Annotated in this window: 13 protein-coding genes and 1 pseudogene; 12 read left to right on the top strand and 2 right to left on the bottom strand. The window is 45.9% G+C overall.

Annotated features, from left to right (window positions below):
• Positions 1–40: 40 nt before the first annotated feature.
• The 3 genes from JKM87_RS14055 (at position 41) to JKM87_RS14045 (ending at position 2,818) form a co-directional block, all read left to right on the top strand.
• Positions 41–469 carry a YlbF/YmcA family competence regulator gene (locus JKM87_RS14055; protein WP_202081098.1) on the top strand — a complete coding sequence of 143 codons (429 nt, stop codon included), beginning with the start codon at positions 41–43 and terminating at the stop codon, positions 467–469.
• A 353-nt stretch (positions 470–822) separates the two neighbouring features.
• Positions 823–1,455, top strand: a complete 633-nt coding sequence (locus tag JKM87_RS14050) for a stalk domain-containing protein (RefSeq protein ID WP_202081009.1) — start codon at positions 823–825, stop codon at positions 1,453–1,455.
• 130 nt (positions 1,456–1,585) lie between these two features.
• The gene (locus tag JKM87_RS14045) at positions 1,586–2,818 is read left to right on the top strand and encodes a M23 family metallopeptidase (RefSeq protein WP_202081008.1); all 1,233 of its coding nucleotides are present in this window, start codon (positions 1,586–1,588) and stop codon (positions 2,816–2,818) included.
• A gap of 36 nt (positions 2,819–2,854) precedes the next feature.
• Here JKM87_RS14045 and JKM87_RS14040 read toward each other — a convergent pair whose 3' ends face one another.
• Together JKM87_RS14040 and JKM87_RS14035 are read right to left on the bottom strand one after the other, a co-directional pair.
• A complete protein-coding gene (locus tag JKM87_RS14040) occupies positions 2,855–4,102 on the bottom strand; it encodes a DNA polymerase IV (RefSeq protein WP_202081007.1) in 1,248 nt (415 codons plus the stop codon).
• 328 nt (positions 4,103–4,430) lie between these two features.
• Entirely contained in the window at positions 4,431–4,865 is a 435-nt protein-coding gene (locus tag JKM87_RS14035) for a DUF1885 family protein (RefSeq protein WP_419761867.1), read from the bottom strand.
• Between the two features lie 466 nt (positions 4,866–5,331).
• Here JKM87_RS14035 and JKM87_RS14030 point away from each other — a divergent pair, with 466 nt between their 5' ends.
• From JKM87_RS14030 to JKM87_RS18265, 9 genes and pseudogenes are all read left to right on the top strand, one after another.
• The gene (locus JKM87_RS14030; RefSeq protein ID WP_202081097.1) at positions 5,332–6,834 is read left to right on the top strand and encodes an AbgT family transporter; all 1,503 of its coding nucleotides are present in this window, start codon (positions 5,332–5,334) and stop codon (positions 6,832–6,834) included.
• 114 nt (positions 6,835–6,948) lie between these two features.
• Positions 6,949–8,211 (top strand): M20 metallopeptidase family protein, encoded by a 1,263-nt coding sequence (locus tag JKM87_RS14025; RefSeq protein ID WP_202081005.1) that lies wholly within the window; start codon positions 6,949–6,951, stop codon positions 8,209–8,211.
• Entirely contained in the window at positions 8,193–9,530 is a 1,338-nt protein-coding gene (locus JKM87_RS14020; protein ID WP_236838840.1) for an amidohydrolase, read from the top strand. Before JKM87_RS14025 ends, JKM87_RS14020 begins: the two co-directional genes overlap by 19 nt.
• Before the next feature lie 3 nt (positions 9,531–9,533).
• On the top strand, positions 9,534–10,832 hold the full coding sequence (locus tag JKM87_RS14015) for a M20 family metallo-hydrolase (protein WP_202081004.1): 1,299 nt from the start codon (positions 9,534–9,536) through the stop codon (positions 10,830–10,832).
• The gene (locus JKM87_RS14010; protein ID WP_202081003.1) at positions 10,829–12,139 is read left to right on the top strand and encodes a helix-turn-helix domain-containing protein; all 1,311 of its coding nucleotides are present in this window, start codon (positions 10,829–10,831) and stop codon (positions 12,137–12,139) included. Before JKM87_RS14015 ends, JKM87_RS14010 begins: the two co-directional genes overlap by 4 nt.
• A 77-nt stretch (positions 12,140–12,216) precedes the next feature.
• Positions 12,217–12,984 carry a TatD family hydrolase gene (locus JKM87_RS14005; protein ID WP_202081002.1) on the top strand — a complete coding sequence of 256 codons (768 nt, stop codon included), beginning with the start codon at positions 12,217–12,219 and terminating at the stop codon, positions 12,982–12,984.
• A gap of 602 nt (positions 12,985–13,586) precedes the next feature.
• Positions 13,587–14,561 (top strand): helix-turn-helix transcriptional regulator, encoded by a 975-nt coding sequence (locus JKM87_RS14000; RefSeq protein WP_202081001.1) that lies wholly within the window; start codon positions 13,587–13,589, stop codon positions 14,559–14,561.
• A gap of 28 nt (positions 14,562–14,589) precedes the next feature.
• A complete protein-coding gene (locus JKM87_RS13995) occupies positions 14,590–14,751 on the top strand; it encodes a hypothetical protein (protein ID WP_202081000.1) in 162 nt (53 codons plus the stop codon).
• Between the two features lie 164 nt (positions 14,752–14,915).
• Positions 14,916–15,095 (top strand): annotated as a pseudogene (locus tag JKM87_RS18265) (polymorphic toxin-type HINT domain-containing protein); the annotation flags it as partial.
• Between the last annotated feature and the right edge of the window lie 17 nt (positions 15,096–15,112).

Below are 15,112 nucleotides of genomic sequence, written 5' to 3'. Positions count from 1 at the left end.
CTAGGAGGTGGAAGTATTGAGTACCTTAGCCTCAATAGATATGTCCCTCTTCGTTGCAGAGGCAGACGAGTTAGCGGACCAGATATCTCGTTCTGATCTTGCAATGGAGTATCATAGATGTCGCAGAGCGTTAAATGAAGATGAAGACGCTCAGAAGACGATTAAGAAGTTCGTCAAAAAGAAAGAAGAGTTTGAGGAAGTTGAGCGCTTTGGTCGGTACCACCCGGACCATGATCGCGTGAAGAAAGAGATGCGTGAAGTTAAGCGTGAAATGGACCTACATGATAAGGTCGTGGCTTTTAAGAAAGCCGAAAAAGAACTTGAAAAGCTACTCAATGAAATCAGTCAAATCCTAGCCATTTCAGTGTCTGAACAAATCAAGGTGCCTACAGGTAACCCGTTCTGGGATCAAATGGGCTGTGGTGGAAGTGGCTGTGGATCAGGCGGCTGCGGTTCTGGTGGTGGCTGAGGATAGTCATAATCACGGCTCGTGTAGCCGTTTCATAGAAAGTAGAGCGAAGAGAGAAGTATAACATGGATTCGCTTCAGATCGGTCAGGTGATGACCGGTCTTTTTTTATATGTGATGAGTATATGTAACGAGTATGAGTATGTGTAATGAGTATGAAATTTGTAGTATGACCTTTTCGTTTTAAAATTTTAGCGTGACTTTTTCCGAGTCTACGCATCTAATTTATTATAGACGATCATATCAAACAAAAGGTTGCAGATTATATTGATTTTTTATGCCATTTTACTCATTTAGCAAAACAAAAATGGAAATGGCGCGTATAAATTAGTAAAACGGCTTGGAGGTTTCAACATGAACCGTAAAAAATGGTTATTGAGCTTGTGTGGCTTCGCTTTGTGCGGAAGTCTATTCTTACTTAGTGATCGGGTAAATGCATCGCTTGATTTGTTCTTAGATCAATTCTATAAAACGGACGTTGAAGTGAATGGGACGATGTTAAATCAAGGAGAGGTCCCACCGTTTATCGTCAACGGTAGAACGGTCGTACCTTTGACCCAAGCGGCTCAGATGCTCAATTCTTACACAGAATGGGATGAGTCAAGACGAGTGGCACAGTTAATCAAACCGATAGTCAATATGACCATCATTAATCGTACGAATCAAAATTCACTGGAGGTCAACCCTACCTTTAGTGCGGGGACGACCAATACTTTTCAAGTGGCAACCCAAGTGTCGGGCGTACCTGTTTCGGATGATTTGCGAACGCGTTTTGTCGTGGAAAATGGGAGCGGGACAGTGGTACATACCGGCAATGCGTTCACGATTGACACAGAACAGTTTGACGGTAGCTTTGTTGGGAATTTAAGTGTGGCTAATTTACGTTTGTCTGACGCGGGTCAATATACGTTGAAGCTACAGATGGAAGACCCAAACAATGATAAAGAATTTATAACGATTGGTGAATACATTATGATAGCAGATTAGCAGACCATTTTTATCATATTTTACCATAGGAGCGTCTCCTACCGAACAGCCCCTTTATCCGTTCTTCCGATAAAGGGGTTTTTTCTGTTACAATAGTGATACGATCCAAGCTGTTAAGGAGGATTGGGAGATGCGTCTACGTGACGGTGGAACTTTTACTTTGATTGGTATACTTTCAATTTGTATAATCGGATATTTGATTTTTGATACATTTTATAACGGAAACAACGTCCTTCCAACCCCAGATGAGCCCCCAGCGGAGGAACAGCAAGAACAAGAGGGAACGGAGGACGATCCTGATCAAGGTGAGCAAGGTCAAGGCGAACAGGGTCAAGACGAGCAGGGGCACCCGCAAGAAGATGATGACCAACGACAATCTTATGACCTTTCCTACCAGGAGATGAATGGACAGAAATGGATTTCAGCGTCTGAGCTCACAGAAGCGGTGCAGGGGCATATGGAATGGGACAAAATCAATAAAACTTTAGATCTTGAATTATTCGGTCTTCCTTTTCATTGGATTGAAGGGGTATCCGTCGTAGAGCGAAACGGACTATATTTACCTTACGAATTAACGGCCATATTTGATGAGGATCATGACGTCGTGTATTTGCCTTACGGATTTCTTGAGAAAGGCCTTGAAGTGGACGTTGAGCTAGGGGAAGAGCAGAGTCCTGACGCAGAGGCAACCCAACTGACGTTCTATATTGATGAATCTGTAGAAGAAGCCTTTTCTCAAGTTCAAGGGCCTTCTGTTGACTTATCGGCTATGTCACCGGATGATCTCATCGCTTATTTATCATTCTTATCCAACCCTATACCGGACGCGACGATTAGTACTAGAGCGTCACACCTGCCAGGTGCACCGCGAGACTATCGTAATGGTTACCATGAAGGGATCGATTGGTACAGTGGGACTTCCGGTCGGGTGATTGACCAGCAGACCCCCGTTCAATCCGTGGCAGATGGGACCGTGGTACGTGTCGACCATGATTATGTAGAAATGACCCGCGAAGAGCGTGAAGGGCTACTATCCTGGTCTCATGAACTTGACGATACACCCGCGTATATTCTAGATAAATTACGTGGCATGTCAGTCTGGGTGCAGTATGACCAAGGTGTGATGATACGCTATGCCCACCTTTCACAGGTTGAGGCTCATTTAGAAGTGGGGCAGTCAGTGGCACGTGGTGATGTACTCGGTTACGTTGGTAACACAGGAACGAGCTACGCCATTAACGGGGACGAGGATGGTGGCTTACACCTACACGCAGACTTACTCATCTACGGTGAGTTATTCTGGAAGCATATTAACGATCCAGACCAAGTCCGTAGAGTCCTGAATCATACGTTTCAAGATTAATCCCTTTCAAAAAGCGGAACTTATGATAGTCGGAGGTCATTTATAATGGCCTCCGATTTTTTGCGAGCGGCTGATGGCTTGCCCAGAGGATGTGAGGGATGCGGCACGCAGGATGGAGGTGTCTCCGTACTTTTCCTTGATCGCATCCATCGCTTGACTCAGCTGTTCTTTTTTTAAAAAAGGATCAAACAAGTTGAGCTGGTAACACTCACTCGACTCTAATCCTGTTAGGGTCACCCCCACTTTACGCACCGGTTTCCCATCCCAATGTGTCTTGAAAAGCTTTGTGGCCACCCGAAACAAATCCATGCCGTAGTTAGTAGGAGAGGTCAATTTGGTTTGACGGTGAAAGCCCGTAGGGAAATCGAAGTCGGCACCCCGGCACCCTACCGTAATGGTACTCCCCACATAATGTTTAAGACGAGCGCGTCGGCCCACTTCCTCACACAATTCCAACAGGACTGTTTTAATGTCCTTCCAATGGTCATAGTCTCGTGGGAGTGTCATTTGGTGTCCAACCGCTTTTTGTTCGTCGTGCGTATTGACGGTGACAGGGGACGTGTCTATACCGTTCGCCGTCAGCCACAGCACTTCCCCATTAATGCCCCATCTTTTTTTCAGCGGCTCAACAGGATACTGGGCCAGTTGTCCGATGGTACGGATTCCCATGCGCTCGAGGTGATGCCGCATACGACTTCCGATACCAAATAATTTTCCTACAGGGAGTGACCACATCGTTTGTTTCATATTGTTTTCGTTTAGGGTGAAGATCCCGTCTTGATTTTTCTTAGCAAACTGGTCGCAAGCCATCTTCGCTAATACTTTGTTTGGACCGATTCCCACTCTTGCGTAGACCCCTGTTTCATCTAGAATTCTTTGCTGTAGCAGTTGGGCCGTATGGTCCGGTGTGCCAAAGAGGTGAAGGGAATGTGTCACGTCCAAAAACTGTTCATCGATACTGTATGCTTCTACAAGATCTGTGAACGTCTCGAGAATCGTGGTGATCTTCAAGGAAACGTCAATATACGTCTGCATCCGTGGCCGTATCACGACAAGGTTGGGACATTTTTGTTCTGCTTGCCATAACGCCTCGGCTGTTGTGACTCCCCATTTTTTGGCTAGAGGACAAGCAGCGAGAATAATACCACTACGTCTTTCAGGGTCCCCGGCGACAACGACGGGACGGTCCCTCAGTTCAGGGCGACACGATTTTTCTACACTGACGTAAAAGGATTGCATATCTGTGAGGAAAATAACGCGTTCTTTTTTCTTGTTGGTTGACATGGTGAGCCTCCTCCGTTTGTTCCCTTTAACTGAATGACTTGGTGTACTGAATGACCTAAATGCACTGTATGATCTAAATGTAAATGCACTGTATGACTTAAAGGTACTGTTCCACTTGATATAGAGATGAACTTGTAAGTAACGAACGCAAGTTCTAGGAATGTATGTTCTTATTATATGCAAAAAAAAGAGGAATGAGAAGTGAAAATATTTGTCAATCATATCTATGGTGAGGGAAAACGAAAAAAAGCACCCTAGGAGGGTGCGAGAGGTTTGATCTAGAGGTCTAAGCGGTTAGGCTTAGAACAAAATAGGTTAGGTTCAACTATTAGGGTTTACGAGGGTAATAATACATCGTACGCCCATTGAAAAGGTCTAATTTCGCTTTAAACGCTTTGGCTAAATACTTACAAAATTCATTCGCTTTCCCTTTGTCGCCATGGGTAGCGCCTTCTGGGAGTACGACTTGTATGTAGTGCTGTTCTTTGTCCTCTTCTTCGGGTAGTGATTCTGATCCCACACCTATGACGACATACTTATATAATCTGTCGTCCTTTCCTTTGAGGTAAAACCATTGATCCTTCCCCTCAGGCTTTTCCTCAATCGTATAGGGGAAGGCTGCATCCGCATATCCCCAGCTGAGTTGTTGCCCCGTTTTAGTTGTCATGTCAACATAACGTTGCATCTTATCTTTCACTTCTTGTAAGGTTACCTTTTGAGCAGTCGAAGCGTCTACCAATCTGATATAAGCGCTGTTTCCCACAATTTTCACTCCTCACTACAGTGTGGAACATATCTCCCTAAACAAAATCTCTCAAAAAAACAAACATGTCATTTTCACCATCTCGCATCATACTCACATATATCTTCTAACATAGTAGCACTACAAATCTTTTTTGACAACGGTTGCAGAAGCTTTGACGAAGAGGTCTCACTTAGGATGCAAAAATGATGAGGCAAGCAAGATTTATCATTAATTTGCTTAACATGCACTTACTTTAACTTTGGCATATTTCACCTTAAAAACGTATAACACGCATTTAGCGCATAAATATAAAGAATAATGCCTCGAAGTCAGAATATCTCACACATTTTTTTAAATATTTATACACATTTTAGCCATTAACATGATATAATTCGGAATAAATAAGGACATATTCCTTAAAAACACAAAGGGAAGGTGAAAGTAGATGGGTGGACCAATCCTAAATGATCAAGAACTTGATCCGATGAAAAGAGGAGCCTTCATGCGTTTCCTCGATGTTGTAGAGAAGATCGGGAACAAACTACCGCATCCATTTATCCTGTTTGTATACTTAGCGGTAGCCGTTATCGTCATGTCGACGATTGCGAGTGCCTTTGGTGTAAGCGTTGTACATCCGGGTACAGGCGAAGATATGCCCATTAAGGGACTGATATCTGGTGAAGGGCTTAACTATATGATCTCTTCTATGCTGGATAACTTTACAGGATTTAAACCGTTAGGACTAGTATTGGCTATGATGTTAGGGATTGGGCTAGCCCAAAAGGTAGACTTAATCCAAACCTTTATGCGTAAGAGTATCCTTAACGCGCCGCCGAAATTAGTGACTTATGCCGTATTATTTGCGGGAGTCATCGGGAACCTAGCATCTGATGCGGCACTTGTAATCGTGCCTCCATTAGCGGCGATGGTGTTCCATGCTTTAGGTAGGCATCCGCTAGCAGGTATGGCAGCTGGATTTGCCGGAGCAGGGGCAGGCTTTACAGCCAATATCTTTATCGCTGGTACAGATGCCTTGTTATCTGGTATCTCCACAGAAGTGGCCCAGACGATTAATGAAACTATGGAAATCACACCGGTAGATAACTGGTACTTCATGATTTTCTCCGTGCCTATGCTCATGATTGTCGGTGCTCTCGTCACAGAAAAAATCATAGAACCGAAACTAGGAACCTACCAAGGAAAAGCAGAGAGAAAGGTAGAGGAAATTACAGCGACAGAAAACCGTGGTTTACGCAACGCGCTTATCGCAGGTCTCGTTTACCTAGGACTTGTGGCACTTGTGGTCATTCCGAGTGGGGCACCACTTCGTAATGAAGATGGGGGACTCGTGCCTTCGCCGTTTCTATCTGGCATTATTCCTATTATTCTATTTTTCTTCATTACCGTTGCGGTTGCATACGGTCTGACGACAGGAAAAATCAAAGGGACAAAAGACATCCCTCAATTCATGGGAGAGGCAATGAAAGATATGTCCGGTTATATCGTTTTGATTTTTGCTGCCGCACAGTTTATCGCTTACTTTAATTGGAGTAATCTGGGCATTTGGATCGCCGTGAACGGTGCCGCTTTCTTAGATAATATGAATATGGAAGGGGTATACGTCATCGTCGGTTTTACGTTTCTAACCGCCATCTTGAATCTATTTATTTTCAGTGGTTCAGCACAGTGGGCGTTGATGGCTCCTATTTTTATTCCGATGTTCATGATACTCGATTATCATCCAGCGTTCGTCCAACTCGCCTATCGTTTAGGTGATTCCACAACGAACATTATTACACCGTTAAACCCGTATATATTAATTGTATTAGCCTTTATGAAGGAGTACGATGAAGAGGCAGGGTTTGGCACGTTGTTTTCCCTCATGTTACCGTACACGTTATGCCTCTTAGGCGTTTGGGTCGTGATGTTTATCGCTTGGACGCTGCTAGGATTACCGATCGGACCAGGCGTGACGATGTACATGTAAAAGGCCACATGCATCATTAAACTGTGAGCAAGGTGTTCTGTAAGAAGGAATGTCTTGCTCATGGTTGTATATCCCTTCAAAACATCAAGGACGGAAAAGAGGAGAAAAGAGAACATGAAACCTTCGATCAAACAACTGACAGAAAAGTATACTGCGGATATGATCTCATTAAGACGTACTCTCCATCAGTATCCGGAATTGAGTGGAGAAGAATGGCAGACTTCACGCAAGATTCAAGAAAAATTACAATCCCTCGGTATTCCTTATACGACCGGTTACGCCAAAACAGGCGTACTAGGGGTGATTGAAGGTGGCAGACCAGGGAAAACGGTCGCCCTTCGAGCGGATATCGATGCTTTACCGATACAAGAAGAGAACGATCATCCCTACGTGTCCAAGGTTAAAGGTCGTATGCATGCTTGTGGGCACGATGCTCATACCGCCATGCTAGTGGGGGTTGGCGCTGTATTAAATGAAGTAAAAGATGAGCTTCCTGGACGTGTTCTACTCGTCTTTCAACCGGCAGAAGAAAATGCACCTGTCGGGGGATCTGAGCCTATGATGGCAGACGGTGTCTTTGAACAGTATGAGCCTGACGTCATTTTTGGTCAGCACGTGTGGCCAGACCTTCCCGTGGGTCAAATCGGTGTCCGAGCGGGTGCCATGATGGGGGCATCAGATCGTTTTAAAGTCGTCATTGAAGGCGCTGGCGGGCATGCGAGTATGCCTCATCAAACGACTGACGCCATTATGGTGGCGCACACGGTCATTAGTAATCTTCAAACGATTGTGAGCCGTAATATTGATCCACTTGATGCGGCCGTTCTTACCGTAGGGAGGATTGAAGGTGGCAGCCGATATAATGTCATCGCCGATAAAGTCACCTTTGAAGGTACAATACGTACATTCCAGCCGGAAACAAGGCAATTGATGAAAGAGCGATTTCACGCTGTTGTCACACAGGGGGCGGCTGCTATGGGAGCCGTGGCCCATATTGATTATTGGCAGGGATATGCAGCCACGATAAACACACCACGATGGGCCAACCAAGTGCAACAAACAGCACAGAACATGCTCGGCCCTGCCTCTACACCGGCTGTTCAGCCTAGCTTAGGCGGAGAAGACTTTAGTCGTTTTCTAATGAAGTATCCGGGGGCTTTCTTCTGGTTGGGGACCGCCCTGCCCGGGGTTGAGCAACAAAAACCTTTGCATGACGCCCAGTTTAGACTAGATGAAGAGGCGTTACCCGTTGGCATGTCACTGATGGCCCAGACGGCTGTCGATACCTTATACGCTTTAGAAAAAGAAGATAAAGAAGAGAAAGAAGAAAAGGAAGACAAAGAAGGAGAGATAGAAAAATGGGAGCTGGCGAAATAACGATGGATAAACGGTTTTGGGCAGACTTCTTAGCACGTTTACGACCACAGCTGACAGAATGGAGAAGGGACTTCCACCAGCATCCAGAGCTCGGCTGGACCGAATACCGTACAACGTATCACATAGCGCAAATTTTAAAGCCTCTGGGCTTTGACATCACTGTGGGTAAGGATGTCCTCGTGAGTGAAGAGAGAATGGGGGTACCTACAGAAGAGGAACTTCATACCTGCGAACAGCGTGCCGTAGAAGAAGGGGTGCCTGAAGCGTGGGTAGAGAAAATGCAAGGGGGTCACACTGGACTTGTGGCTCAGTGGGATACGGGTCGACCTGGACCCCATTTTGCTTTTCGCTTCGATATCGACGCGCTACCGATTTTAGAATCTCAGGAAGACAGCCATCTACCACAGCAACATGGCTTTCGATCCCGTCACGAGGGAGAGATGCACGCTTGTGGTCACGACGGTCATGCCACGATCGGCTTAGGATTGGCTCACTGGATAAAGCGGATGAAGGATGAGTTAGATGGTCGATTCACCTTGCTTTTCCAACCCGCGGAGGAAGGCAGTCGGGGGGCGAAAGCGATGGTTGAGAAAGGTTGGTTAGATGATGTGGATTATTTCCTCTCTGGCCATATTGGGATACAGTCGCTCCCTGTCGGTCATGTCGTGGCCACCACATCAGGCTTCCTCGCGACAACGAAAATGAATGTCCTGTTCCATGGTACGTCGGCTCACGCTGGCTTTGCACCTGAGCAGGGAAAGAACGCACTCTTAGCGGCAGCCGCTACGGCCCTTCACTTGCAAGGCATTACGCGACACTCAGAAGGAGCCACACGTATTAATGTTGGGACCCTTGAAGCGGGGAGTGGGCGCAATATCATCGCTGACTTCGGTAAGATTCAGCTAGAAACACGAGGGGAAACGACAGCGCTCAATCAATACATGGTCCAAGAGGCACAGCGCATCATTCAAGCGACGGCTCGTTTGTATGACGTCGATGTGGAGATTGATATTGTCGGTGAAGGGATCGGGACAGAAAGTGATCAAGCATGGATCTCTGTTGTAGAGCAAGCTTGTGCTTCAAGTGAGCATATCCAACACGTAGCCCCTCATATCCACGCAGGGGGTTCAGAGGATGTGACGTACATGATGAACCGTGTCCAGGACCAAGGAGGACAAGCGACTTACATGGTCTTCGGGACGCCATTACCTGCCGGACACCATCATCCGCAGTTCGATTATGATGAAGATGTTCTTGCTGTCGCTGTTGAAGCGTTGGGAAGAACGGTCGCTTATCAACTTAGTACATCGGAGGAATAACCCATGAGCACACCCCATCACAAACATACAGCAGATAATGAAGTCTTATTGCAGTGGTTAGACGAGCATTTAAAAGCCTTGAATCTGGTTGACACGATGACGCAACCGAATGGGTTTAACCGCTTGGGGTATACCCCAGAGGAAGCACAATCAATGGCCGTTTTTAAACGGATGGCTCAGGCACTAGGCCTACAAGTCCGCAGGGATCAAGCTGGGAACCTTATCGCCCGCTGGGAACCTACAGAGGGAGACGCGCGCATGAAACCGGCTGTGGCTACCGGTTCACACGTCGATACGGTAAAAAACGGGGGAGGCTATGACGGGGTCGCCGGTGTATTATGCGCCCTGGGGGCCATCAAACAACTACAAGATGACGGTTATGCCCCTTCCAAGCCCATAGAAGTCATCTGTTTCGCCTCTGAAGAGTCATCAAGGTTTGGCATCTCCACTATAGGCAGTAAAGCGATGGCTGGAAACTTACCTGTAGAAGAGATTCAGCATGTCACGGACCAAGAGGGGACCTCCATAAGAGAGGCTGTAGAAACTAGCGGCTTGTCTTGGGAACATATCCAAGAGGCTGAGCGTTCATCTGAGGACCTGTCTCGTTTTATTGAATTGCATATCGAACAAGGCACGCGAATTGAGGAGGCTGGTGCAGATTTCGGTGTGGTGACAGCCATCGCTTGTCCCATTCGTTTGAAGATCCAGGTAGAAGGTAAGACGGCGCATACAGGCACAACCCCGATGGATAGAAGACAGGATGCCTTAGTAGCTGTCGCCCCCTTAATTTCATTTATCTCAGAGCAAGCACGCGCGCTCTCGGAAGAGCATGCCACACCCTTGGTGGCGACAGCGAGCACGCTAGACTTACAGCCAAACGCTATGACGGCCGTACCCGGCTGGGTCGAACTCGGTGTGGACATCCGTAGTGTAGACGACCAGTTGAAAGAGCAGATGGTCGCGCTAATAACTCAGAAATGTGAGCAACTCGAACCAGCGCATCATGTTCGTATGAAGATTGATACCCTGGTCCATAATCCCTCCGTGCGTCTGTCGACTGACGTCGCCGATCGTCTAAAAGCTCAAGGAGAAGCGTTAGGGTATAAGCCTTACGTCCTTGAAAGTGGGGCTGGGCATGACGCTATGAACATGGCTCACAAATGGCCATCGAGTATGCTATTCATTCCGTGTGAAGACGGTTTGAGTCACCATCCAGAGGAACATGCTTCCCTCGAGGATCTTAATATGGGTGCTCAGATTATCGCCGCTTATCTTCGTCAGGAAACGAGTGATCGCACGTGAACATCCGTCTAGGAATCGTTGGGCCTGAGGATTCTGTACGACGAATCTCAGCGTTTGCCCAAGACATCGACCATATACAAGTCCTGCCACTCCCTTATCAACGAACTGAAGAGACTGAACAGATTATTCAAGCACACCGTGACCATGTAGACCAATGGTTTTTCTCAGGTCAGGCGCCTTATTATTTTGCACGGGAGAAGGCTTTAATACGAGAGGAGGAGGCGTATTATCCTCATCTATACGGTTCAAGTTTACTAGGAACACTGCTTCAAGCCGTCTATGATAAGGGCGAATGTCTGCACCGTGTCAGCTTAGATACTATTCAGGAAGCGGAAATTCACGCTGTGCAAACAGACATGCAAATTCAGCCCCTCACGTTCTACACGTATCCGTATACAGGCTACTTGCCTGCAGAAGACATCATCCGTTTTCACACCGAAAAATATAAAGCAGGTAAGATAGACGTGGCTTTGACATGTATTCAAGAGGTGTACCAAGCGCTACAGCGCTCAGGTATCCCTTGTTATCGTGTGGTGCCGTCTAGACTCGTCATACAGCAGGTACTCGACATGCTCAAGGAGCGCGGACAGACTACATGGTACAAAAAGGCTCAAATCGCCATAATAGGGGTCGAAGTCCTTTTCTCTTCGCCAAGTGAAATGGAAGAACGCTTTTATTCATATAAAATGAAACATCAAGAGCTTGACCTCAAACAACTCCTATTAGACTATGCCGAGATCGTGCAGGGTTCCTTTATCCAGGTGGGTGACGGTTTACATTTTATATACACAACACGGGGCGAACTTGATGACCACTTAGAGGACTATCCACCGTATCACTTTTTAGAAGAAGCCCATGTCCAGAGTAAGCTCCACGTGCGTATGGGCATCGGTTACGGTTTAACCGCTTTACAGGCTGAACAAAACGTTCGGACGGCACTCCAATATGGTCGTCAGTACGACACGCCAGTGGTGGTTAGCGTCAATGAAGATAAGGAAGTAACCGAGTATTTACAGGAGGATCTCGTCTCCTATCAACAGCGCGGTCTGGGGAGCAGGTGGGAAAAGAAGGTTAAGGACGCCCATATCGGTCCCAGCGTGGTGTCCAAAATTGAAACCTTCGCCCGTCGTTACGGTCAGGATACGATCACAGCCCATGAACTATCACAGTGGCTCAAAGGAACGGAGCGTAACGCCCGAAGAATCCTAAGGGAGATGGAGAAGGTTGGTTTGGTTAAGGTCACAGGGGAAGAACAACCGGGTCACCGGGGGCGACCGAGGAAGGTGTATCAATTGTTAATAGATTAAGCGACATGAAGTAAGGATGGTACGTATACCACTTGCTTGATTAGCCTATGTGTTTTTAAAAGGAGGCATTGTACCTTATGATTGATGCCCATATTCATTTAGACCAGTATCATTATGAGCAACTACCTACGGACATCGAGGAATGGCAGTCACAGGGGATCACAGGTGTGGTTGCAGTTTCAAATGATCTCGCCTCTTTATACCAAACATTGGAGCTACAGAGCAGATTCCCTGGTTTTGTCCATGCTGCAGCCGGTTTTCATCCTGAACATCCGCTCCCTCCCACAGCGGACTTTCTCGAATGGCAGACGCTAGTGACCAAAGAACGGGAGCGGATCGTCGCTATTGGTGAAATAGGACTCCCTCACTATACTTTAGATACGTTACCTCATACATTAACAGTGTATCGGACATTCTTAACCGACTGCTTGGCCGTCGCCAAGGAACAGAACTTACCCGTTGCTCTTCATGCCGTACATGATAAGGCAGCGCTCGTGTACGCATCACTTACAGACATGGATATTAAGAAAGCGCACTTCCACTGGCTAAAAGCCCCAGAAAAAGTGGTACAGGGTATTATCGAAGCGGGTTACTACGTGTCTGTTACGCCTGAAGTATGTTATCGGACACGTGACCAGCACCTTGCCAGAAAGGTGCCGATGGCGCAGTTACTGATTGAGACGGATGGCCCCTGGCCGTTCGAAGGCCCATTTACAGGACAGCGCACCACCCCTGTGTTCTTACACGCTATGATAAAGACCCTATCCAGATTAAAAAACGTGAGCGAGGATAATGTAAAAAGAAACACAATCAAGCATACCAAAGCGTGTTTTGCGCTAACTTAGGTTAAGCTAGGTACCCTCATGACAAAAACGACATAATGACCTAGCCTCATAAGCTACATAACCACACACGCTACTTAACCTAGATAACGACATAACTTAACCACTTAGCCATATAACGTTAAACCATACAACAATAATCCATGAAGCATAAACCTTACCAAGTCGCACTGATCCAATGGATCTGACAAGCGGCTTTTTTTGTTTGTCCTGTCCCATAGAACATGTATTTGCTGACAACCTGCATTCACGCCCCGTTGTTATCCTCTAGATACTTGAATATAGTGCAACGATGTCAGAACAACCATGAAAGGTGTTTTTTTGGATTAGAAAGGTGGGATGAAGGCGCATGTGTGAGGGTGCATTGTGATAAAGGTCAAAAGATAAGTTGCTTGACCTCACATACCTAGTGGTTAAGGGATTTAAAACTAAAGTTGTAAATAGCCTTACAATACGTCTATTATCGTCATTTTGACAGGAATTGACTTAAGAACACAGAAGTTTGTCAACGTTGCTTTTAATTTACAAGCTGCTTTACAAATGAATGAACAGTGAAATGATCAACCTGACAATAAAAAATGAGAGCAATAAAGGGGGCGATACCTTTGTCTGAAAAACTTGTACGTCTGATTCGTATTATTACCCTCATACAAACCAGACCCGGTATAACAGCAAGGGAGTTAGCAGAACGCTGTGAAACCACCGACCGCACCATTTATAGAGATATGAATACGCTCAGTTCAGCCAATGTTCCAATCACCGTGAGTGAGGGGCATGGCAAGGGATATCGATTCTTAAATCGCTTCTCGATGTACCCTATCGATTGGACTGAAGCAGAACACACCGCATTCACAATGCTACCCAGCCTGCTAGAGTCGTCTGGGGAACTGCTACCAAAAGACTTTTACTCAGCCTATGAAAAAGTCATGGCGAGTTATCATAAAGGCAAGCAGCAAAAAGAGGATATGGTCGATAGTATTATCAATGTCATCCAAACAGGGACGGCAGCCTGGAAGGAAGAAAGGACCAACTTTTTATCTCCTGTGATTCAGGCGATTCTATCTCAGCATACCATTAAGGCCGTATATCATACTCAGAGCAGGAATCAAACCACAGAGCGAAAGATAGACCCCTATCACCTCATTCCGCGAGAACGTCGATTCTATCTTATCGGTTACTGCCATGAAAAGAAAAACATCCGTACATTCCGTATGAGTCGCTTCTTAGATGTGACGATCACAAAAGATAGGTTTGAAAAAAACGACTTCAATATTAACACATACCTGAAGCATACATGGTCTATTATTAAAGGTGAGCGTAACATACGCTTTAAGGTGAAATTCAGCCCAAAAATCGCGCGCTACATTAAGGAAGAGGAGTTATTTGTACGCCCACGATTGAAAGACTTACCTGACGGTGGTCTCTTATTTGAGGTGACGATTAATCATGAACAAGAATTCCTACAATGGATATCCCAATATGGACCTGAAGCAGAGATTTTAGAACCTCAAGATGCTAGAGAAAAATTCAAAGCCCAGTTACATCGATGGCTACAACTATATGAGGGCAACGAAAGGTAGTGAGAGAAATAAAAAGGAGGGAGTAGCTTTGCGTATTCATAAGTTCAGATCTTTTTTATATAAAATGGCCAAAATTTTAGGAGACATCCAAGCTGTGAAATCCGGAAGCTCTAAGAAAATGGCAAAGAGAGCAGGACGCCGTGTTGTAGGTCGAGCAGCTGGAAAAGGGATAAGGAAGTTGTTTAAGTGAGGGAAACGAGACTATAGTCCTGTTTTTCTTCTAAAGTAATGGCGTAACGAGCTACCAGTATGACGCTAATGAACAGTTGATTGGCGATCCCCGAAGGTAGCTTATGCAATTGGTGACGACATCGCAACGCTAAGAGACCCTAATGCGTCCATGAGGTTGAACAGAGAAAAACAACGGTCTACAATTTTGAAGTAGCAGACTTCCATACTTACTACGTGTCTAACCTTGGGATATGGGTGCATAATTGCGGGATTAGTAAAGCTAATAAGGGTAAGGATAAAACTAAACAAGGGCTTAGTTATCCTAAGAGTAAAAACCATGATGACGTAAAATATTTTGTGTAAGCATCTTTTCAATAAAA

Origin of the sequence: Caldalkalibacillus salinus, from assembly GCF_016745835.1 — a bacterium.
Taxonomy (GTDB): Bacteria; Bacillota; Bacilli; order Caldalkalibacillales; family JCM-10596; genus Caldalkalibacillus_A; species Caldalkalibacillus_A salinus.
Note: the sequence above shows the minus strand (reverse complement) of the source record. Positions and strands in the feature narration are given on the sequence as shown.

What these genes read in the sequence shown, in the direction of transcription:
- JKM87_RS14040 (WP_202081007.1), bottom strand. Translation starts at nt 4,102, where the DNA reads ATGTCAACCAACAAGAAAAAAGAACGCGTTATTTTCCTCACAGATATG.
- JKM87_RS14025 (WP_202081005.1), top strand. Translation starts at nt 6,949, where the DNA reads ATGAAACCTTCGATCAAACAACTGACAGAAAAGTATACTGCGGATATG.
- JKM87_RS14050 (WP_202081009.1), top strand. Translation starts at nt 823, where the DNA reads ATGAACCGTAAAAAATGGTTATTGAGCTTGTGTGGCTTCGCTTTGTGC.
- JKM87_RS14020 (WP_236838840.1), top strand. Translation starts at nt 8,193, where the DNA reads ATGGGAGCTGGCGAAATAACGATGGATAAACGGTTTTGGGCAGACTTC.
- JKM87_RS14045 (WP_202081008.1), top strand. Translation starts at nt 1,586, where the DNA reads ATGCGTCTACGTGACGGTGGAACTTTTACTTTGATTGGTATACTTTCA.
- JKM87_RS14055 (WP_202081098.1), top strand. Translation starts at nt 41, where the DNA reads ATGTCCCTCTTCGTTGCAGAGGCAGACGAGTTAGCGGACCAGATATCT.
- JKM87_RS14005 (WP_202081002.1), top strand. Translation starts at nt 12,217, where the DNA reads ATGATTGATGCCCATATTCATTTAGACCAGTATCATTATGAGCAACTA.
- JKM87_RS14030 (WP_202081097.1), top strand. Translation starts at nt 5,332, where the DNA reads ATGAAAAGAGGAGCCTTCATGCGTTTCCTCGATGTTGTAGAGAAGATC.
- JKM87_RS14015 (WP_202081004.1), top strand. Translation starts at nt 9,534, where the DNA reads ATGAGCACACCCCATCACAAACATACAGCAGATAATGAAGTCTTATTG.